The organism is Clostridium gelidum, from assembly GCF_019977655.1.
Taxonomy (GTDB): Bacteria; Bacillota; Clostridia; order Clostridiales; family Clostridiaceae; genus Clostridium; species Clostridium gelidum.
In genome coordinates, this window is the sequence record NZ_AP024849.1 from 2,800,713 (window position 1) to 2,819,682 (window position 18,970).

General features: G+C 29.2%; 24 protein-coding genes and 3 pseudogenes. 20 read left to right on the forward strand and 7 right to left on the reverse strand.

Annotated elements, in window-relative coordinates; translation table 11 throughout:
• Nucleotides 1–319 precede the first annotated feature (319 nt).
• From psyc5s11_RS12465 to psyc5s11_RS12505, 9 genes are all read left to right on the forward strand, one after another.
• Nucleotides 320–730, forward strand: coding sequence for a hypothetical protein (locus tag psyc5s11_RS12465; RefSeq protein WP_224037891.1), 411 nt, complete (start codon nucleotides 320–322; stop codon nucleotides 728–730).
• A 53-nt stretch (nucleotides 731–783) separates the two neighbouring features.
• On the forward strand, nucleotides 784–1,098 hold the full coding sequence (locus psyc5s11_RS12470) for a hypothetical protein (protein WP_224037892.1): 315 nt from the start codon (nucleotides 784–786) through the stop codon (nucleotides 1,096–1,098).
• A 227-nt stretch (nucleotides 1,099–1,325) separates the two neighbouring features.
• A complete protein-coding gene (locus psyc5s11_RS28090) occupies nucleotides 1,326–1,853 on the forward strand; it encodes a cell wall-binding protein (protein WP_311196433.1) in 528 nt (175 codons plus the stop codon).
• The gene (locus psyc5s11_RS12480) at nucleotides 1,822–2,013 is read left to right on the forward strand and encodes a hypothetical protein (protein WP_224037893.1); all 192 of its coding nucleotides are present in this window, start codon (nucleotides 1,822–1,824) and stop codon (nucleotides 2,011–2,013) included. The genes psyc5s11_RS28090 and psyc5s11_RS12480 overlap by 32 nt, the downstream gene beginning before the upstream one ends.
• A gap of 130 nt (nucleotides 2,014–2,143) precedes the next feature.
• Nucleotides 2,144–2,293 (forward strand): metallophosphoesterase family protein, encoded by a 150-nt coding sequence (locus tag psyc5s11_RS12485; protein WP_224037894.1) that lies wholly within the window; start codon nucleotides 2,144–2,146, stop codon nucleotides 2,291–2,293.
• Between the two features lie 60 nt (nucleotides 2,294–2,353).
• Nucleotides 2,354–2,677, forward strand: a complete 324-nt coding sequence (gene tnpA, locus psyc5s11_RS12490) for an IS66 family insertion sequence element accessory protein TnpA (RefSeq protein WP_224033074.1) — start codon at nucleotides 2,354–2,356, stop codon at nucleotides 2,675–2,677.
• On the forward strand, nucleotides 2,670–3,020 hold the full coding sequence (gene tnpB, locus psyc5s11_RS12495; protein ID WP_224033073.1) for an IS66 family insertion sequence element accessory protein TnpB: 351 nt from the start codon (nucleotides 2,670–2,672) through the stop codon (nucleotides 3,018–3,020). The genes tnpA (psyc5s11_RS12490) and tnpB (psyc5s11_RS12495) overlap by 8 nt, the downstream gene beginning before the upstream one ends.
• Nucleotides 3,021–3,119: 99 nt before the next feature.
• Entirely contained in the window at nucleotides 3,120–4,730 is a 1,611-nt protein-coding gene (gene tnpC, locus psyc5s11_RS12500) for an IS66 family transposase (RefSeq protein ID WP_224033632.1), read from the forward strand.
• Between the two features lie 223 nt (nucleotides 4,731–4,953).
• Nucleotides 4,954–5,235, forward strand: coding sequence for a metallophosphoesterase family protein (locus psyc5s11_RS12505; protein ID WP_224037895.1), 282 nt, complete (start codon nucleotides 4,954–4,956; stop codon nucleotides 5,233–5,235).
• A 503-nt stretch (nucleotides 5,236–5,738) separates the two neighbouring features.
• Here the strand turns inward: psyc5s11_RS12505 and psyc5s11_RS12510 are convergent.
• Both psyc5s11_RS12510 and psyc5s11_RS12515 read right to left on the reverse strand, forming a co-directional pair.
• Entirely contained in the window at nucleotides 5,739–6,218 is a 480-nt protein-coding gene (locus psyc5s11_RS12510) for an HIT family protein (RefSeq protein WP_224037896.1), read from the reverse strand.
• Nucleotides 6,219–6,325: 107 nt separating this feature from the next.
• Nucleotides 6,326–6,487, reverse strand: a pseudogene (locus psyc5s11_RS12515) (IS1595 family transposase); the annotation flags it as partial.
• Between the two features lie 253 nt (nucleotides 6,488–6,740).
• Here psyc5s11_RS12515 and psyc5s11_RS27875 point away from each other — a divergent pair.
• From psyc5s11_RS27875 to psyc5s11_RS27885, 11 genes are all read left to right on the forward strand, one after another.
• Nucleotides 6,741–6,875: a hypothetical protein gene (locus psyc5s11_RS27875; RefSeq protein WP_258712447.1), complete on the forward strand. Its 135-nt coding sequence runs from the start codon at nucleotides 6,741–6,743 to the stop codon at nucleotides 6,873–6,875.
• A gap of 275 nt (nucleotides 6,876–7,150) precedes the next feature.
• Nucleotides 7,151–7,276 carry a hypothetical protein gene (locus tag psyc5s11_RS27880; protein ID WP_258712448.1) on the forward strand — a complete coding sequence of 42 codons (126 nt, stop codon included), beginning with the start codon at nucleotides 7,151–7,153 and terminating at the stop codon, nucleotides 7,274–7,276.
• 397 nt (nucleotides 7,277–7,673) lie between these two features.
• Nucleotides 7,674–8,273: a lysozyme inhibitor LprI family protein gene (locus psyc5s11_RS12520; RefSeq protein ID WP_224037897.1), complete on the forward strand. Its 600-nt coding sequence runs from the start codon at nucleotides 7,674–7,676 to the stop codon at nucleotides 8,271–8,273.
• A gap of 28 nt (nucleotides 8,274–8,301) precedes the next feature.
• Nucleotides 8,302–8,466: a hypothetical protein gene (locus tag psyc5s11_RS12525; RefSeq protein ID WP_224037898.1), complete on the forward strand. Its 165-nt coding sequence runs from the start codon at nucleotides 8,302–8,304 to the stop codon at nucleotides 8,464–8,466.
• A gap of 141 nt (nucleotides 8,467–8,607) precedes the next feature.
• Nucleotides 8,608–9,513 carry a GNAT family N-acetyltransferase gene (locus tag psyc5s11_RS12530; protein ID WP_224037899.1) on the forward strand — a complete coding sequence of 302 codons (906 nt, stop codon included), beginning with the start codon at nucleotides 8,608–8,610 and terminating at the stop codon, nucleotides 9,511–9,513.
• Nucleotides 9,514–9,724: 211 nt separating this feature from the next.
• Nucleotides 9,725–9,940 (forward strand): hypothetical protein, encoded by a 216-nt coding sequence (locus psyc5s11_RS12535; RefSeq protein ID WP_224037900.1) that lies wholly within the window; start codon nucleotides 9,725–9,727, stop codon nucleotides 9,938–9,940.
• 22 nt (nucleotides 9,941–9,962) lie between these two features.
• Nucleotides 9,963–10,478 carry a GNAT family N-acetyltransferase gene (locus psyc5s11_RS12540; protein ID WP_224037901.1) on the forward strand — a complete coding sequence of 172 codons (516 nt, stop codon included), beginning with the start codon at nucleotides 9,963–9,965 and terminating at the stop codon, nucleotides 10,476–10,478.
• 162 nt (nucleotides 10,479–10,640) lie between these two features.
• Nucleotides 10,641–11,456 (forward strand): MBL fold metallo-hydrolase, encoded by an 816-nt coding sequence (locus psyc5s11_RS12545; protein ID WP_224037902.1) that lies wholly within the window; start codon nucleotides 10,641–10,643, stop codon nucleotides 11,454–11,456.
• A 466-nt stretch (nucleotides 11,457–11,922) separates the two neighbouring features.
• Nucleotides 11,923–12,357: a MarR family winged helix-turn-helix transcriptional regulator gene (locus tag psyc5s11_RS12550; protein ID WP_224037903.1), complete on the forward strand. Its 435-nt coding sequence runs from the start codon at nucleotides 11,923–11,925 to the stop codon at nucleotides 12,355–12,357.
• An 81-nt stretch (nucleotides 12,358–12,438) separates the two neighbouring features.
• A complete protein-coding gene (locus psyc5s11_RS12555; RefSeq protein WP_224037904.1) occupies nucleotides 12,439–14,298 on the forward strand; it encodes an oxidoreductase in 1,860 nt (619 codons plus the stop codon).
• 21 nt (nucleotides 14,299–14,319) lie between these two features.
• Nucleotides 14,320–14,442 carry a hypothetical protein gene (locus tag psyc5s11_RS27885; protein WP_258712449.1) on the forward strand — a complete coding sequence of 41 codons (123 nt, stop codon included), beginning with the start codon at nucleotides 14,320–14,322 and terminating at the stop codon, nucleotides 14,440–14,442.
• A gap of 162 nt (nucleotides 14,443–14,604) precedes the next feature.
• Here the strand turns inward: psyc5s11_RS27885 and psyc5s11_RS12560 are convergent.
• The 5 genes and pseudogenes from psyc5s11_RS12560 to psyc5s11_RS12580 form a co-directional block, all read right to left on the reverse strand.
• Nucleotides 14,605–15,255, reverse strand: a pseudogene (locus psyc5s11_RS12560) (transposase); the annotation flags it as partial.
• 103 nt (nucleotides 15,256–15,358) lie between these two features.
• The gene (gene tnpC, locus psyc5s11_RS12565) at nucleotides 15,359–16,969 is read right to left on the reverse strand and encodes an IS66 family transposase (protein ID WP_224033632.1); all 1,611 of its coding nucleotides are present in this window, start codon (nucleotides 16,967–16,969) and stop codon (nucleotides 15,359–15,361) included.
• Between the two features lie 99 nt (nucleotides 16,970–17,068).
• Nucleotides 17,069–17,419 (reverse strand): IS66 family insertion sequence element accessory protein TnpB, encoded by a 351-nt coding sequence (gene tnpB / locus psyc5s11_RS12570; protein ID WP_224033073.1) that lies wholly within the window; start codon nucleotides 17,417–17,419, stop codon nucleotides 17,069–17,071.
• Nucleotides 17,412–17,735, reverse strand: a complete 324-nt coding sequence (gene tnpA, locus psyc5s11_RS12575) for an IS66 family insertion sequence element accessory protein TnpA (RefSeq protein ID WP_224033074.1) — start codon at nucleotides 17,733–17,735, stop codon at nucleotides 17,412–17,414. Before tnpA (psyc5s11_RS12575) ends, tnpB (psyc5s11_RS12570) begins: the two co-directional genes overlap by 8 nt.
• 80 nt (nucleotides 17,736–17,815) lie before the next feature.
• Nucleotides 17,816–18,793 (reverse strand): annotated as a pseudogene (locus psyc5s11_RS12580) (transposase); the annotation flags it as partial.
• Between the last annotated feature and the right edge of the window lie 177 nt (nucleotides 18,794–18,970).

Genomic DNA, 18,970 nt, shown 5'->3' on the forward strand with positions numbered 1-18,970 from the left:
AGTTAGTTAGCTTTTCTAGTAGTTATTCTGTGAAATTAGAGAAAATATTCTAGACATAGAGAGTTTGGATAAGATAGAAAAATATTTAAACTTCTGCTATTCATATAATGGGTAGCTTAAAGCATGAATGTATATACTTTAACATTTCAATTTTATTACTATAACCATATGATGACATTATAGAATAAGTAAAAATAATATTCATAAATTTGTAACGCTGTTATTATGGATTCTAAAGTATAAGCAGAAAAATAAGACGAAATTTTTTTAGTACATTTTATTTTATGAAATAAAATAAAATAAAAGAGGGGTTAAAATTGTGTTAAGTTTGTTGATTATGGTTGCTATAAGTATTTTTGGTGCGGTTTATAGTTATTTGCTTATTGTAGGGAAGATTAAAATTGGAGGACTATTTACTGGGTACAGCATTATTACAGTATTACCTATAATTTTGATGATTGTGATACCGCTAGGAGTTTTAGATGTAATTATTATATTACTGCGTATTGGGGGACCATTTAAGGAAAATGTTGCGGCTATTACATTGTTAATAATTATTTTAGAAATTCTTATTATTTCTATTTTCAGTTTAATTAGATTGAACTTATTTCCAGTTTGTTATTTTACTAAGGAAGCCGATGAATCTAAAAAATTACTCATTTTAGATTCAGGTAAGAGACTACTTAGTTATTGTATATATGGTAATTTGATTTATTCAGTATTTTTTTAACTGGTGTTTTATATTTCATCAGTAATAATCACGCTACTTTAGGGAATATAATAATGCATCCAATAGATAGCATAGGATATTTGTTAGTCGGGGTTTTAATGATGATATTCATGCCTTTTATAGCATTACCATTTTACTTTTATGCAATAATAGGCTTTGTTGTAGTTACTGGTTTTATTTTAATGTTTTCTATTATAATTATAATGTCTATGAATGGAGTTATCCGAATCAGTTATGGGTCCAAACATATAAGAAAGAAGTGTTTATTATATATTGGGTTAATGTTATTTCCAATATTAAATGTATTTTGTATGATTAAGCTTTATAAATTGGCAAAAATAGAATTGCGTCGTACCTTTGATAATTAAAATGCAATTTAAAATAAAAGTACCTAATATTTATATATCCGTTAGGATAATGATGAGAAGGCGATATTAGGCATGGTAAATAAATATTTTTTTCTTTTTAAAAAGAAAAATGGGTTTAAATTTAAATGTTTTACAATTTAAAAAGTAAAAAAGTTAAGAATAAAAAAAGAAAACAATATAATAATTTATATATTATTGCATTAAATAACATTTCAGGAGGGGAAATAATGAGAAGGTCGAAATTAACAAAAACAATAGCGAGTTTATTAATACTATCTTCAATATTAGTATTAAATCCAATAGGAGCAAATGCAGAATGGAAACAAGATTCTAATGGTTGGTGGAATACAGAAGGTACTTCATATTCTGTCGGCTGGAAAGAGATTGATGGAAAATGGTACTATTTTGGACAAGATGGATATATGAAAACAGGTTGGATAAAGTATGGTGGTAAATCGTACTATTTAAATTCAGATGGAAGTATGGCTCACGATGCGACAATAGATGGACTTACAGTAGGTTCAGATGGTGCATGGAATCAAATTGCAGGAACTAGTTCAATACGTTTATCCAATGTTAATCCAAACGCCACAACAATAAGTGGTGTAGCTAGTGTGAAATTCGGTGATATTACAAAAATAGTTTTTTGCGACGGATCATTAAAAAATGACACAGTAACGGTTGAAGATAAACAAAAGATTAAAGAATTTGCGGGATATTTAGATGGTTCCAGTAGTAACAGGATGGCTACATAGGGCATTATTCTATATCAATGATAAAGAGGTAATGGATATATCTTTTAATAATCCAATTGATATTAATGGAGAAGAGTTTAATGTTACAAAAGGTAACTTAGATATTAAAGTAATTGACAACTATCTAAAATCAATTAATCCGTCTTATATAGAACATTAAAATATCCAAGGAAATGTACTCTATTCTATAGGTGGCGCAGCTATGTTAAAGATGAGGTTAAAAGATTATGCTATAATTAATTTCGGATAGTTCTAATTTAGGCTGTTTATTTTATTATAAGGAGAAAAAAATGAGTAAGATATTTTTTATAGGAGATACACATTTTGGAGATAGTCAAATTATTGATTATGAGCAAAGGCCATTTGAAAGTGTTGAAGATATGGATAGAGAACTAATCAATAGATGGAATTATGGTAAGCGTAAAAAAATTAACGGATAGATAAATGTAAGTCTCTATTGTTAAAATTAACATAGATTTTAACAATGGAGGTTTATTTACATGAATAATAATGAGAAGATAAATTGGAGAGAAATTGTTGCTACCTTTTCTTCTTACGAAGGAACGTTAGGAACTTTCTGCAATGCAAATCACATTACTAAAAGTCAATTTCATTACTATAAAAAGAAATTCAAGAATGAAGATAATAATTTACAGTTTCATGCAATTTCAATGAGAGAAGAAAAAGTAACAACTGAAGTCACCGTAGTTCCAGCTGATAGACCTAATATAATAATAGAAATAGGAGCCGCTAAAATATATGTACCGGCTAATGAAATAGCTATTTTGAGTAAGTTGCTTAAGGATTTGATTACAAATGTTTAATCTTAATAAAGTTAATACAGTTTATCTTGCATGTGGAATAACAGATTTGAGAAAAAGTATTGATGGACTAGTAGTGATTGTGCAAACGCAGCTAAAGTTGGATCCGTTTGAAAAAGCCTTGTTTGTTTTTTGCAATAGGCAAATGAATAAAATTAAGATACTTCACTTTGATGAAGGATTCTGGCTGTACTATTTCCGACTTGAAAATAGTAAATTGAAATGGCCGATGACTCCAGACGAAGCTCTTAAAATCAACAAAGAGGAATTGAAATGGTTGCTTATGGGATATGAAGTTAGAACTAAGTCTAAATTTAAGCCAATTGAAGTAAGAAATAGCTTTTAAAACAAATATCGCTGTAAACCCTTAATTTTGAACTTTTACAAGTTTCGGAATTGAGGGTTTTGTGGTAAAATACCCCTATATTTGTTGTGAGGTATAGGGATGGATATTTTAGATTTAGAAGATCAACTTGATAAAAAAACAAAATTATTGATTTCTAAAATGGAAAAAGACATTGAATCAAAAGATAAGGAAATTGATGATTTAAAAAAGGAATTGGCTTTTCTTAAAGGACAGCTCCTTAATAAAAACAGAAAAATTTTTGGACAATCTAGTGAACAAGTTGATTCAAGACAGCTCTCACTTTTTAATGATGCTGAAAAAAACAGTGATATTAAAATAGATGAGCCTTCCATTGAAGAAATTACATATACAAGAAAAAAATCATCTTCTCATTTAGGAAAGAAAGATAATCTATCCGGCCTAGATAGAGTTACAATTGAGCATAAACTTGCTGACTCTGAAACATTTTGCGATAAATGTGGGAATGATTTAATTATAATCGGTAAAAAATCAAAAGAAATTTTAAAATATAAGCCAGCAGAACTTTACATAGAAGAACATATTTCATATACATATGCTTGCAAAAATTGCGAAGCGGATGCTGATAAAGCCAATATAATTTCTGCAAAAATTCCAAATACTTTCTTATATAAAAGTATGGCTTCAAATGAATTATTAGCTCATGTTGTGAGCATGAAATATCAATATGCAATGCCATTATATAGAATGGAATCATATTTTAAGATGATGAATGTTAATCTTTCAAGACAGACATTATCCAACTGGATAATAAGTTGTGCAAATGAACTTCAGCCTGTTTTTCATTATATGAAAGAGGAACTCTTAAGAAGAAATTATATCCACGCCGATGAAACTTATGTGAAGGTTATTGAGGAAAATGGAAAAGACTCCAACTCAAAAAGGTTCATGTGGCTATATCGCTCCGGAGGCATAGAGAACCATATAATTTTATATGATTATCAGAAAACAAGATCTGGTTCTTGTGCTGAAGAATTTCTTGAAGGTTTCTCTGGATATCTTCAAACAGATGGATATGATGGCTATAATAAAGTTAAGAATATAAAAAGACTATATTGTATGGCCCATATTCGAAGAAAATTCTTTGATATAATATCAACCTTAAACCCCGAAGCTCTAAAGCAGTCTCACGCAATAGAAGGGTTTAATTATTGTGAGCGACTTTATAAAGTTGAAAAAGATCTAAGGGAACAATATATATGTAGTGATGATTATTATGGTGATCGACATGCAATAAGGCTCAAGAGATCTGCACCCATTCTTAATAAATTTCAAGAATATGTAGATAATGAAATTGTTAATGCTCTTCCTAAAAGTCCTTTAGGTAAAGCTCTTGCATATGCTCAAAAGTTGTTGCCATATATGAGAACTTTCTTGACAAATGGATGTCTTGAAATTGATAATAATGCAGCTGAAAGAGCTATAAAACCATTTGTAATTGGCAGAAAAAACTGGATGTTCTCCAAGACAGTAAAAGGCGCAAAATCAAGTGCATTACTTTATAGTATTACTGAAACGGCTAAAGCCAATGGCTTAGCAGTGGAAAAGTATTTAGTATATTTATTTGAAATGTTTGCAAATTCAGAAGTTAAGGAAATGGACATACTAGAAAAATGTATGCCATGGTCTGAAAGCATTCCAGATGAACTGCGCGTTAAGACTACCAAATAATTATTTCTATATAAAATTATACCCAACAGAGAATATAAGTTTTTCTGTTGGGTTTATTTTATCACTTAAATTATACTACCGCTACGCGTCGATTCTTTGACGCTTACGAATTATGTTGTAACTGATGAGGATAAGGTTTTTATGATTGGTGATTTTTCTTTATACAATATGCAAAAAAACTACAGAGATATGTAATAAGTTAAAAGGAACAAAGATACTGATTATGGGTAATCATGATGATAACTTAGAAAAGTATTATTATGATTGTGGATTTGATAAGGTATCTGAATATCCTATAATTTTAGATGAATTTTGGATGGTTTCTCATAAACCATTATATTTAAACAAAAATATGCCATATGCAAATATTTATGGACATGTACATGGAAATGAGATGTATGTTGATTATTCAAAACATTCATTTTGCGCATGTGTAGAAAGAATTAATTACACTCCGATTTCTTGGGATGAAATAAAAAAAACAATTTCTAATTGTGACAGATAAAATATAAAGTGATTTATAATGAGATTCTCATGGCTAATATAAATACTTTAAAATTTAATGATGGGATGAACAATATTAATTAAAAGGTAATAACATTAAATTATAAATGTTAATTGCTTTTTTTCACGCCACCATTGTGATAATAATAATTTTTAGAAATTACTCATAAATACATTAATAATATGAGTGACGAGAAGATTATTATTAATTCACAGGAGAGCATTCTCATACTTTTAGAAACTAAAAAAATAAGAAGGTCAAAATTATATCATAATAGCTAAATTCTGATGTTTCCTATAAATATTTAACTATTTTTATATTTTAATAGTTTTCTTTATACATATTTATCTATTAAAATGTGTTCATATAAGTAAAGTTTTATATGAATATTTAAAAATGGCTATGTTTTAGAATAGTGTTGAAAATATATGAATTTTTAAGGGAAGCCATTTTGACTTCCCTTAATCTGCCTTTTTTAAAATTGTGTAATTGTTCATTTAGATTTACAGGCTATCTTTATCAATGTTTTTAAAATAAATTTTCAACCTATTGGCATACTCAATTCGTTCTTCTGGTTTTGATGACTCTCTGTCAGTTAAATACAAATTATCATCATTATATCTTGGAAACACATGCAAGTGATAATGCCAAACATCCTGATTTCCACAAGGTTCATTATGTTGCCTTGAAGATACTCCATCACACTTGTAAACCTCTTTAAGTGCAATAGCAATTTTCCTTTCTAATTTATGAATCATTGCAGAAATTTCATCAGGTAAATCATAAATATTCTCAAAATGACTATTAGGAATAATAATTACATTACCCTTATTATTCTTATACTGGCCTGCACTAATGAACGCCGTTATGTAATTATCCGTATACACAATGTCTGCTTGTTTAGTCAGCACATGTTCGTTTTCAACACCCCCAACAACTAAACAAAATGGACAGATATAATCTTTTCGTGCATGATTATACATTTAAATCCCCCCCCTATAGACAATTCATGATAATGCTACAATTGTGCAGTAAATTATAGTTAATTTATGATCTAATTATAACATTTATTTTAACATAATGTATATATTTATACAAATATTGTCTCTCTTTCTCTAGAGTCTGCTGTTTTTGTGTAAGCATAGGCTACATTGCATTGAACCATAAAATTCTTAACTTTTACTGATTCTTTATCATTTTCAAATAGTTCAAGCCATTTGAACCTGCATAAGGATAAAAAATATGAGCTTATAAGTATAATGTCCATGAATGGAGTTTTACATATGAGTTATGCGTCTAAACATATAAGGAAGAAGTGTTTATTATATATTGGATTAATGTTATTTCCAATATATAATGTATTTGTATGATTAATCTTTATAAATTGGCAAAAATAGAATTGCGTAGTACATTTGTTAATTAAAATGCAATTAAATGCATAGACTGTATAAAAAATTCATGCTGGAATATTACAAGAAATATTTTCTGAAATACAAGCCGATACCATGGGATGTAGAAGGCATAAAGCATTAGAAGAATATAAAAAGAAGATAATGATGCTGCCGCAAGATGTAATAGAAGTTATAGGAACAGAAATATTTGAGATAAATTCAATTGATGAGTTGAAGAAATATTTTTAAATACGAGAAACATAAATTAGCAAAAATAATGATATTGATAATAAGAAACCATAAGCAATTAAAAATAGATATATAGTTATAAACTGGTATTTCATATTTCATTTGATAATCAAAATCCTAAATTAACAATACATAAGGGACAATATGTTGATAAATTTGATAACCTTGTTGCTATAGCAGAGGCAAAAAACACCAATAAGTTTGTATTAAATTTTTGGGTTGAAGATTTAGAAAAAGAGCGAGAAAGAATAATAAATCTAAATATAAGCGATTTAGTGACTAAGGTTAAATATGTAAATAATGTAATGCCATATTATTATTTTCAAGTTGCACACCCAGACGGTAATGCGGTAGAGATTACAGGTCAATATATACCTGAAGAAAGTGAATATATTACATGAAGACATTGGCAAATTGGCTAAGAAAGAAATTGTAGCATAGAGCACAGGGATTTCAATAGATATAATAAGAGGGGGGATAAAAGTATTAAAAGAAACTATAATAGATAGTTTAAGCGAACTCTAAAATGTGCCACAGAATTTAATTGATCTTATAAATGAACAAGATAATATTGATGTATTAAAGTTTTGGACTAAAATTGCGGCGAGGGCTGAGAGCTTAGAGGAATTTGGAGAGAAAATAAAATAAGTAAAGTGGAATAATTTCAAATATTGTATCTAACCAAGGTATTAAGTGTATTACTTTCAAATTCTAATTATTCATATAATCTACTCAAAATGTAGAATTAGTGCATCAATAGTAGATAAAAATTATGTAAATGTAAGAAAGGAACAAAAAATGAAAAAACTTATTATTATTGTAATGATTATATCCAGTACACTTTCTATAGTTGGATGTAGTTTAAGTAAGCCAATTAATCAAGAAAGTGATAGCGGTAGTACTGTAGAAGCAAAACAAGAAGATAGTTTAGGGTCTACACAAGACACATCAGATAAAGAAAATAACAACAATGAATCTAAAGAGTCAAAAACCAAGGATGCAAATCAAAAAACTAACGATACAACTACTAATAAAACTGATAAAAAAGATTATTACACACAAAAACTTAATGATATTCAAACAAAAATAGATAAGGATTATAATTTCAATGATACAATTACCACAAAAGATATGAGAAATTCAAGTGGAGCACAGTATAAATTTTGGGATGATGCATTAAATGAAATCTACAAGGAATTGCAGAAGACTTTGCCTTCTAGTGATATGGAAAAATTAAAAAAAGAAGAATTAGCATGGATATCTCAAAAAGAAAGTGATGCAAAAAATGCAGCAGACGAAGCAAAAGGTGGAACTCTTGAACCAGTTAATCATTCTCTATCATTAGCAGATTCAACAAAAAAGAGATGTTATGAATTAGTAAATAACTATATGCAGTAATTGTATTTAAATTAAGAAGTTAGATTAAATGATAATTAAGCAGTATGCTATTTACAAAATAGTTATGACCAACTCGATTATAGGATGGGTTAGTGAAGCAGAGAATTTTTATAGAAAAACTGTTTCAGCAGAATACATTAAAAATGGTGAACCAGAAAACAGTATTTATTCAAATTTAATTTTTATGAAATAAATTTTAAACTGATATTAATGGAGGGAAACGGTATGAAAAAGGATCGTAATAACAGAACTAACATTATAGGTGCTGGCGAAGTTGGTTATGCCATTTCGGTTGATATGGACAAGAACAACATTCATAAGAGGTGAGGTAGAGATGTATTATCATAGAACGTATATAGAAAAATCTGATGACTTCAATAAGATGTACGTATTGGTTTCATACTTGAATAGTTTACATTTGTGTGATTGGTCATTAGGTAGATTGTTTGGATGGAAATATGGTAGATGGAGTAAAGAAAGTCAAATTGATTCACTATTTGAAAAACAGTCAGAGTTATTTTTTGATGATTCTAATGAATTATGTGGGATAATTATAACTGAAAATTTTGGAGAAAGTTATTATATTCTTTCTAAGAAAGAGAAAGAACTATTACAGTCAATGACTGAATTTTTGTTAGAAGGTGGAAACTTTAATAAATCGTATGTTATAACCCTCCCTGTGAATGATGAGTATCAAAAATATATTCTTGAAAGAAACGGATTCATTTGTTCTGGTGATGCTGATGTCACATGTACTTACAGTTCAGATGATATTGTTATACCAAATATAACAATACCAAATGAGTTCGTTTTAACATCTCAAAAAGAGTATTTAGATGAAGATAAGGCAGAACTTTTAAGATTCTATGCATTTAATCCTAATGGTATTTATGATGAAATACTTGACCACGCATACAAATATGCAAGGAAAAATCCTATAATACTTCCCGAATTTTGTGTGTTGTTACTGAATGAAAATGGTGAACCAGTTTCAACCTGTATGGGTCTCTTAGATAAAAACAATCAGTTTATGGAAGTAGAGGTTGTTGCTACAAAAAAGGAATATGATAATAGAGGATTTGCCAAAATAGTAATTTCTGAATGTATTAAAAGAGGAATAAGCAAAGGTGTGAAAGAACTTTCAATATCTGCATGGGAGGAAAAAACAAGAAAATTGTATTCTTCTTTTGGTAAAACACAAGTTTTGAAAAAGATAAATTATAAGAAAGGAGTTTCTTAACAAATTCCAATTTATTAATGAGATATAGGACTTTTTTTTATATATTATTGATATCTAAAAAATTCAATACTAAATTAGAATATCGTGCTATCCATGGAAAAAATGTATTTGCAATATTTTTTATACTTAATTTGTAGATAATGCGATTTTTACAAAATATGCTATAATTAATGCAGAATAGTAAATTATTGTGAGGAGATGGTGTTTTCATATGGATAAAGTTTTTTACGGAATTGTGGCAATGATTAGCTTTTATATTTTTAATTTTCTTTTAATGTTGATATTTGAGAAAATATTTCCAAATACATTTACTTATGCTGGTGTAGTGACTTTATGTGGTGTTATTATTGTTTGCACTTGTATTATAGTTGAAAAGTTAAATAAGATTATTCATCAACTTAATGATCAAAATAATAAAAATAATTGAAGCAATTATAGGAGGTAATAGCATGGGATTAGAAACTCAAAGATTAGCTTTAAGAGAAATGACACAAGCAGATTTTTCGGCTCTTTGTAAAATTTTACAGGATGATGATGTAATGTATGCATATGAGGGTGCATTTAGTAGTGATGAGGTTCAAGGATGGCTTGACAGACAATTAGAACGTTATAAAGAACATGGCTTTGGGTTATGGGCGGTTGTTCTGAAAGAAACGGGTACAGTGATAGGACAATGTGGATTGACAATGCAAGATTACAATAGTAACAAGATAATGGAAGTCGGTTATCTTTTTCAAAAAGAACACTGGCATCACGGATATGCAAGTGAAGCCGCAATCGCCTGTAAAGAATATGCCTTTGATAAACTGAATGCTAAAGAAGTATATTCTATTATTAGAGATACAAATATACCTTCACAAAATGTAGCAATACGAAATGGAATGACTTGTATTGCTAAGTTTATCAAGCATTATCGGGGCATTGATGTGCCTCATTTTCTATTCTCTGTTAAGAAGATATTATGAGTATAATGTGAAGCGGATAAATTCCAATTTAAGGTTGAGTAATAAAAATAGTAATTTGTGGAGAAGGTGAAATCATGAAAATATTTTTACGTATGCATCCAAAGAATCGCTTATCCTCTGTGCAACTATAAAATTAATATTGTACAGAGGAGTGTATATTAAATGAAAAGATTAAATAAACCAGTTATTACAAAAGAAACAATCAAGGCAATGGAGGATATGTCATTTTTTACTCATGCTAAGATTTTTGACGATTTGCTAATTGTTGCACAAAAACAAACAAATTGTTTTGTATTAAAGACAAGTGATGGGTTGATAGTAATAGATGCTATTTGGCCAGTGAAAAAAGCTTTTGAGGCAATAGTAGGTGCGATTAAAGATGTAGGGTGGAATCCTGATACAATAAAAAAACTGGTTTTGACGCATGGACATGTTGATCATACAGGATGTGGGAGATGGTTTGTTGAAAAATATAATGTTGATACATATCTTTCAGAAGTAGATGATATTTTTTGGAAAGAGCATCCAACAAAACCTGATAGACCGGAAACGTGGAAAGATTACAAAATTGATGCTTATATTCAGGATGGTAATACTATAACATTAGGTGATAAAACAATATATGTATACGGTACACCTGGTCATACTCCGGGAGGATTAAGTTACATATTCCCTGTAAAAGAAGATGGAGAAATCCATATGGCAGCATTATGGGGTGGTACGACACCACCGTGGACAAAGAATGAAGTGAAACAATATCTCAAGTCATTGGATTACTTTATATGTGAAGCAATACGTAAAAAAGTAGATGTTGCTTTAAGCAATCATACAGCTGTAGATAATGGCTTGGAACGTATTATGTATTCAAAAACAAGAATGGACTATATGCCAAATATTTATATTATCGGGCAGAATGGATTTCAAAATTATTGTCAGGTATTTCGTACCTTGAGTTATGAGATGTTGGAAAGATTATAAGTATTTAACGAGAATAGGAATTACAAAGCAATAAAAGATATCTTCTATAAATATAAAATTTGTGTTATTGTAAAATTAAACTTTAGGAATAATGAAAGGGATATTTGATTCAGAATATTAGGAATCAAATATCCCTTTATGCAATAAACTTTTTTAGGTATAAAATGTTACTGAACTTAATAATTTTAAATATTATAATGTTATTAAATAGGTTAGTATGCAGGAGGATGATTTTATGGGATTTAAAACAATAAAAAGAAATGTGAACATTTGGATGAAAAAAATTACACATGATACTGATCTAGCTAGAAATAAAACGAGCTAAATTGATATAATGCTATAGGTGTTTATGCGCTAATCACGCTAAAAAAATATATTGAAACTTATAATTATATATGATATAGTCAATACAACAATCAAATCGCGCACGATTAAATCTTACGAGAAGAGGATGAAATATGAGAATATGAAGTATGATAGTTTAAAGTTAAAAAATCAAGCATGTTTTTCATTATACGCGTGTTCCAAGGAATTAATAAGACTTTATAAGCCTATATTAGATGAATTTAACATAACATATACCCAATATATTACATTGTTAGTGCTATGGGAAGAAGATGATATTCTAGTTAAGGATCTTGGCAGCAAGTTACTATTGGCATCAAATACACTTACGCCTTTACTAAAAAAAATAGAGAATGTAGGGTTAATTGAAAGAAGACGCGATAAAAACGATGAAAGAAATGTTTATATTAAGTTAACAGAAAAAGGAATTGAAATGAAAGAAAAAGCATTAAAAATTCCAGAAGAAATTATTTCTAAAACTGGAATTACCGAAGAAGAAATTACTGATTTAAAGGTAAAATTAGATGCTATATTAATAAAATTAATTGATGCATAACAAAAATAATAAGAAGATCAAATAATAAACATAACATGTCGGAAAGCCAATTATAAAAAATATGATTAGGAGGAATTATAAATGAAAATTATTGCTTTAGAATTTTATAAAAATGGGGAAATGAAAGAGGATTTTGCACTAGGAGGGTCAATGGAAAAAGAAAAGTTAGATATGAATAAAACATATCCAGCTAGTTTACAAAACTATTTAATAGATACAGGGAAAGAAGTTATTTTAGTTGATACAGGATTACCAGTAGAAACACCTGAATTTAAGAGAGAGCCAAATCAAAAGCTATATATGGGAGAGAAGGTTGCAGATTTTGCAACTGCTGTGCAAAATGCAGGATACAAAATAGAGGATATAGATAAAGTTGTTGTAACACATAAGCATCCTGATCATAGTGGAGAACTTAGATTATTCAAAAATGCTAAAATTTATATTTCTCAAATAGAAGCAGATGCTATGAATTTACAAGGTGAAAATATAATTAGAGTTAATTTTCAAAATGGTAAATATAAAAACTTTTCTCAAAGTGAAAAAATAACTGAAGGAATTACTATGTTACCTGCTTATGGACATACTGAGGGAAATTCAATTGTTGTTGTAGAAGTTGAAGGATTATTTTATATGATTCATGGAGATGTAACTTATACAGATGAAGCTTTAAGAAGAAATGAATTATCAGTGGTATTTGAAAATAAGGATTTAGCAAAGGAAACATTAGAAAAAGTTAGAAAGTTTATAAAAGAAAATGATACAGTTTATTTATCAACACATACACCAGAAGGTATAAAATCATTAAAAGAAAAATTAGTAATGAAATTAGCAAACACAGAGTTAAGTAAGTCTAAGGTTTTGGGAGGTATAACAGTAAAAAATCCAATCGTTATGGCACCTATGACTACTTTTTCAGGAAACTTAGATGGTACAGTTTCACAAGAAGAGTTGAATTACTATAAGGCAAGATCTAAAAATACAGGTATCGTTATTACAGCCACTACTTATGTAAGTGAGTCAGGGAAGGGATTTCCTGGACAATTTGCAGCTTATTCCGATGAATTTATTCCAAGCTTAAAAAGCTTAGCAGATACTATAAAGTCAGAAGGTGCAATAGCTATATTACAGATGGTTCACGCAGGTAGAATGGCACTTTCAAATGAAATACCTAACGGAGATACTATAAGCGCTAGTGCAATTCCAGCAGAAAGACCAGATGCTATTACTCCAAGAGAAATGACAGAAAAAGAAATTGAGGATACTATTAAAGATTTTGGTAAAACAGCTAAAAGAGCTATTGATGCTGGTTTTGATGGTGTAGAAATACATGGAGCTAATACTTATTTAATACAACAATTTTTTTCACCTCATTCTAATCGTAGACAGGATACATGGGGTGGAAGTATAGATAAAAGAATGAATTTTTCCCTAGCTGTTATAAATGAAGTGAAAAAAGTAGTAAAAGAACAAGGTAAAGATAATTTTATAATAGGTTATCGTTTTTCACCAGAAGAAATAGAAAATCCAGGAATTACTTTACAAGATACTATTAAGCTTGTAGATGTACTAGCTAATCAAGGTTTAAGTTATTTACATGCATCTTTAAATAATTTTTGGCAAACTTCTATTCGTGACTTAGAAGATAAAGATCCTATTGTTCTTAAAATTCTTAAAACAATAAATGGAAGAGTACCTTTTATAGGAGTTGGTTCTATTAGTACTCCTGAAGACGCTATAAAAGCACTAAAAAGTGGAGCAGACTTTATAGCGCTAGGTAGAGAAATAATTATGGAACCTGAATGGATGACTAAAGTCTATAATGAAAAATACTCTGAGATAAGGACTACTCTAAGCAAAAAAGATGAGAAAATTTTAGATATACCAACTCCTCTTTGGAATGTTATAGTAAATACAGCAGGATGGTTTCCATTAGTAGATTAAAAATATGACATTAGAACTAAATTGTTAAATGTTCATTCATCAACAAGTAATGATGTGATGAAAGTGAAAAGTTTGAATGAAAATGTTGAAAATTATAATGAAGACTTAAGGACATGTGATAAGAGGTTTGGAAGTATATTTTAAAATAAAAGGGAGTGTCGCAAAATGATTGATTTTCGATCAGGAGCGATGCTCCTTTTCGATTCAAAGAAAGAAATCTCCCCAAAATTGAAATATCAAATCAATTTTGGGGAGATTTCTGAATTTCAAGCGCACTCAAATAAGCCTACTTATTTTATTCCATAATTAGGCAGTAGATTTTAATTCAGGAAGATGATTTTGGGTTCTTTCATTTTGTATTTTTGAATGCAATTTGTTAATGTTGTAGCCAAAACAAAGCAAAATAAATTCAGTTTTAACACTATTTTTTCCACGTGTTAAAAATCTATTGAATTCATAATCACTTTTTAGAACTCCAAATGCTCCTTCGACCTGAATAGATCTGTTCATTCTTAATTTAGTTCCAAATTCAGTTGTGATATTTCTATAAGATATTTCACGCTTTTCCACAAAAGTTTTTGAAACTTGCATCTTTCTATTTCCTTTTGCTTTCGTGCACTTCGATTTATGAGCACAGTTATTACAACTTTCACACTCATAGATAGTAGCCTCTGATTTGTATCCACTGGCGGATTTTCTATTAATAATAGAGGTCGGAATCAACTTTCTACCATTATGGCAAATATATAAATCTGATTCTGCATCATATTTCATGTTTTCACGTTTACTAATATCATTTTTAAAACTTCTTTTTTTCCACTTTTCATAAGTTTGTGGTTTTATATACGGAGTTTGATTGTTAGATTCTAAAAATAAATAGTTCTCCTCACTTTCGTAACCAGAATCTGCAATTACATTAAGATATTTATACCCAATTTTTTCTTGCATATTATGTAAGCGTCAAAGAATCGACGCGTAGCGGTAGTATAATTTAAGTGATAAAATAAACCCAACAGAAAAACTTATATTCTCTGTTGGGTATAATTTTATATAGAAATAATTATTTGGTAGTCTTAACGCGCAGTTCATCTGGAATGCTTTCAGACCATGGCATACATTTTTCTAGTATGTCCATTTCCTTAACTTCTGAATTTGCAAACATTTCAAATAAATATACTAAATACTTTTCCACTGCTAAGCCATTGGCTTTAGCCGTTTCAGTAATACTATAAAGTAATGCACTTGATTTTGCGCCTTTTACTGTCTTGGAGAACATCCAGTTTTTTCTGCCAATTACAAATGGTTTTATAGCTCTTTCAGCTGCATTATTATCAATTTCAAGACATCCATTTGTCAAGAAAGTTCTCATATATGGCAACAACTTTTGAGCATATGCAAGAGCTTTACCTAAAGGACTTTTAGGAAGAGCATTAACAATTTCATTATCTACATATTCTTGAAATTTATTAAGAATGGGTGCAGATCTCTTGAGCCTTATTGCATGTCGATCACCATAATAATCATCACTACATATATATTGTTCCCTTAGATCTTTTTCAACTTTATAAAGTCGCTCACAATAATTAAACCCTTCTATTGCGTGAGACTGCTTTAGAGCTTCGGGGTTTAAGGTTGATATTATATCAAAGAATTTTCTTCGAATATGGGCCATACAATATAGTCTTTTTATATTCTTAACTTTATTATAGCCATCATATCCATCTGTTTGAAGATATCCAGAGAAACCTTCAAGAAATTCTTCAGCACAAGAACCAGATCTTGTTTTCTGATAATCATATAAAATTATATGGTTCTCTATGCCTCCGGAGCGATATAGCCACATGAACCTTTTTGAGTTGGAGTCTTTTCCATTTTCCTCAATAACCTTCACATAAGTTTCATCGGCGTGGATATAATTTCTTCTTAAGAGTTCCTCTTTCATATAATGAAAAACAGGCTGAAGTTCATTTGCACAACTTATTATCCAGTTGGATAATGTCTGTCTTGAAAGATTAACATTCATCATCTTAAAATATGATTCCATTCTATATAATGGCATTGCATATTGATATTTCATGCTCACAACATGAGCTAATAATTCATTTGAAGCCATACTTTTATATAAGAAAGTATTTGGAATTTTTGCAGAAATTATATTGGCTTTATCAGCATCCGCTTCGCAATTTTTGCAAGCATATGTATATGAAATATGTTCTTCTATGTAAAGTTCTGCTGGCTTATATTTTAAAATTTCTTTTGATTTTTTACCGATTATAATTAAATCATTCCCACATTTATCGCAAAATGTTTCAGAGTCAGCAAGTTTATGCTCAATTGTAACTCTATCTAGGCCGGATAGATTATCTTTCTTTCCTAAATGAGAAGATGATTTTTTTCTTGTATATGTAATTTCTTCAATGGAAGGCTCATCTATTTTAATATCACTGTTTTTTTCAGCATCATTAAAAAGTGAGAGCTGTCTTGAATCAACTTGTTCACTAGATTGTCCAAAAATTTTTCTGTTTTTATTAAGGAGCTGTCCTTTAAGAAAAGCCAATTCCTTTTTTAAATCATCAATTTCCTTATCTTTTGATTCAATGTCTTTTTCCATTTTAGAAATCAATAATTTTGTTTTTTTATCAAGTTGATCTTCTAAATCTAAAATATCCATCCCTATACCTCACAACAAATATAGGGGTATTTTACCACAAAACCCTCAATTCCGAAACTTGTAAAAGTTCAAAATTAAGGGTTTACAGCGATATTTGTTTTAAAAGCTATTTCTTACTTCAATTGGCTTAAATTTAGACTTAGTTCTAACTTCATATCCCATAAGCAACCATTTCAATTCCTCTTTGTTGATTTTAAGAGCTTCGTCTGGAGTCATCGGCCATTTCAATTTACTATTTTCAAGTCGGAAATAGTACAGCCAGAATCCTTCATCAAAGTGAAGTATCTTAATTTTATTCATTTGCCTATTGCAAAAAACAAACAAGGCTTTTTCAAACGGATCCAACTTTAGCTGCGTTTGCACAATCACTACTAGTCCATCAATACTTTTTCTCAAATCTGTTATTCCACATGCAAGATAAACTGTATTAACTTTATTAAGATTAAACATTTGTAATCAAATCCTTAAGCAACTTACTCAAAATAGCTATTTCATTAGCCGGTACATATATTTTAGCGGCTCCTATTTCTATTATTATATTAGGTCTATCAGCTGGAACTACGGTGACTTCAGTTGTTACTTTTTCTTCTCTCATTGAAATTGCATGAAACTGTAAATTATTATCTTCATTCTTGAATTTCTTTTTATAGTAATGAAATTGACTTTTAGTAATGTGATTTGCATTGCAGAAAGTTCCTAACGTTCCTTCGTAAGAAGAAAAGGTAGCAACAATTTCTCTCCAATTTATCTTCTCATTATTATTCATGTAAATAAACCTCCATTGTTAAAATCTATGTTAATTTTAACAATAGAGACTTACATTTATCTATCCGTTAATTTTTTTACGCTTACCATATTATTAAGCATAGGTATTAATGTTGCTATATCATTTCTATCATCAAATATTCCGACCCCGGTTACGTATTCACTTTCAACTGCGATTTGTGCATTATATGCAGGTTTCAATTGACCATTTCTCATATGGTCATCTTTCATACGCATAAAAGTTGCATCTGTATCAGTTTTAGAATAACTATTTCTTTTTGATAATATGTTTTTACTGAAATTATATTTTTCTTGTCTTTCTTTATATTCAAATAGTTGCTCTATCCATTTCTGAATTGCAGTTTTTCTTTTACCAATACCGTGAACAAACTCTATGTTTCTTTTATCTTTTTCATATAAAAGCCATTCGAGAATTTTATCAATATCATCTATCAATGTTTCTTTTTTAGCAATAAAGTCTCTCGATTCTTCAAGATTGATATTTTCAGCAAGAGTAAGAATCTTATCAAACATTTTTGCCTCATTTTTATAAATGGATTTCTTCCAAACAAAAGTATAACGATTGGCATTCGCTTCGATTTTAGTACCATCAATAAATACATTTTCAAATAATATTTCATTTTGAGCTGCTAGATATTTAACTTGTTGATAAAATAAATCTTCAATTACTTCATTTGAAAGATATTCTTTACGGAATCTACTAATGGTAGCATGATCAGGTGCTTTATAGCCTTGAAGTAGCCACTTGAAATTTATATCTCTTTTGCATGCTTTCTCTATTTTTCTACTAGAATAAACATTTTGAGAATAAGCATACGATACTATTTTGAACATGATTTTTGGTTCCACTGCCGGTTTTCTTCCAACGGAAGAGTACGCCTGATACAACTTTGTATAATTTAATCCCTCCAATATATGGCTTAGCAAGCGGACTGAATCATCTTCTGGTATTAAGTTTTCTAAATTTAATGGTAATATAAGTTGATAATTATCATTAAATTGATTATAATTTTTATTGTATAATTTGGTTTTTAACATAATTTAATTATACTAAAAATGTGAATTCTTTTGAATTCACATTTTTTATTTTTTTTATAAAAAAATGAGCTGCCACAAAACTAACTACGTTAGTTTTGCAACAGCCCCTTTTTAAATGTGGGAGATTGTTTTAATTAGCAAATGCAGTTTGTTTAGCTTTTATTACTAAAGATTATA

Excerpts from the sequence above, each read along its gene's own strand:
- psyc5s11_RS12470 (WP_224037892.1), top strand. The coding sequence starts at position 784 with ATGCATCCAATAGATAGCATAGGATATTTGTTAGTCGGGGTTTTAATG.
- psyc5s11_RS28090 (WP_311196433.1), top strand. The coding sequence starts at position 1,326 with ATGAGAAGGTCGAAATTAACAAAAACAATAGCGAGTTTATTAATACTA.
- psyc5s11_RS12480 (WP_224037893.1), top strand. The coding sequence starts at position 1,822 with ATGGTTCCAGTAGTAACAGGATGGCTACATAGGGCATTATTCTATATC.
- psyc5s11_RS12485 (WP_224037894.1), top strand. The coding sequence starts at position 2,144 with ATGAGTAAGATATTTTTTATAGGAGATACACATTTTGGAGATAGTCAA.
- tnpA (WP_224033074.1), top strand. The coding sequence starts at position 2,354 with ATGAATAATAATGAGAAGATAAATTGGAGAGAAATTGTTGCTACCTTT.
- tnpB (WP_224033073.1), top strand. The coding sequence starts at position 2,670 with ATGTTTAATCTTAATAAAGTTAATACAGTTTATCTTGCATGTGGAATA.
- tnpC (WP_224033632.1), top strand. The coding sequence starts at position 3,120 with ATGGATATTTTAGATTTAGAAGATCAACTTGATAAAAAAACAAAATTA.
- psyc5s11_RS12505 (WP_224037895.1), top strand. The coding sequence starts at position 4,954 with ATGGGTAATCATGATGATAACTTAGAAAAGTATTATTATGATTGTGGA.
- psyc5s11_RS12510 (WP_224037896.1), bottom strand. The coding sequence starts at position 6,218 with ATGTATAATCATGCACGAAAAGATTATATCTGTCCATTTTGTTTAGTT.
- psyc5s11_RS27875 (WP_258712447.1), top strand. The coding sequence starts at position 6,741 with ATGGGATGTAGAAGGCATAAAGCATTAGAAGAATATAAAAAGAAGATA.
- psyc5s11_RS12520 (WP_224037897.1), top strand. The coding sequence starts at position 7,674 with ATGAAAAAACTTATTATTATTGTAATGATTATATCCAGTACACTTTCT.
- psyc5s11_RS12525 (WP_224037898.1), top strand. The coding sequence starts at position 8,302 with ATGATAATTAAGCAGTATGCTATTTACAAAATAGTTATGACCAACTCG.
- psyc5s11_RS12530 (WP_224037899.1), top strand. The coding sequence starts at position 8,608 with ATGTATTATCATAGAACGTATATAGAAAAATCTGATGACTTCAATAAG.
- psyc5s11_RS12535 (WP_224037900.1), top strand. The coding sequence starts at position 9,725 with ATGGATAAAGTTTTTTACGGAATTGTGGCAATGATTAGCTTTTATATT.
- psyc5s11_RS12540 (WP_224037901.1), top strand. The coding sequence starts at position 9,963 with ATGGGATTAGAAACTCAAAGATTAGCTTTAAGAGAAATGACACAAGCA.
- psyc5s11_RS12545 (WP_224037902.1), top strand. The coding sequence starts at position 10,641 with ATGAAAAGATTAAATAAACCAGTTATTACAAAAGAAACAATCAAGGCA.
- psyc5s11_RS12550 (WP_224037903.1), top strand. The coding sequence starts at position 11,923 with ATGAAGTATGATAGTTTAAAGTTAAAAAATCAAGCATGTTTTTCATTA.
- psyc5s11_RS12555 (WP_224037904.1), top strand. The coding sequence starts at position 12,439 with ATGAAAATTATTGCTTTAGAATTTTATAAAAATGGGGAAATGAAAGAG.
- tnpC (WP_224033632.1), bottom strand. The coding sequence starts at position 16,969 with ATGGATATTTTAGATTTAGAAGATCAACTTGATAAAAAAACAAAATTA.
- tnpB (WP_224033073.1), bottom strand. The coding sequence starts at position 17,419 with ATGTTTAATCTTAATAAAGTTAATACAGTTTATCTTGCATGTGGAATA.
- tnpA (WP_224033074.1), bottom strand. The coding sequence starts at position 17,735 with ATGAATAATAATGAGAAGATAAATTGGAGAGAAATTGTTGCTACCTTT.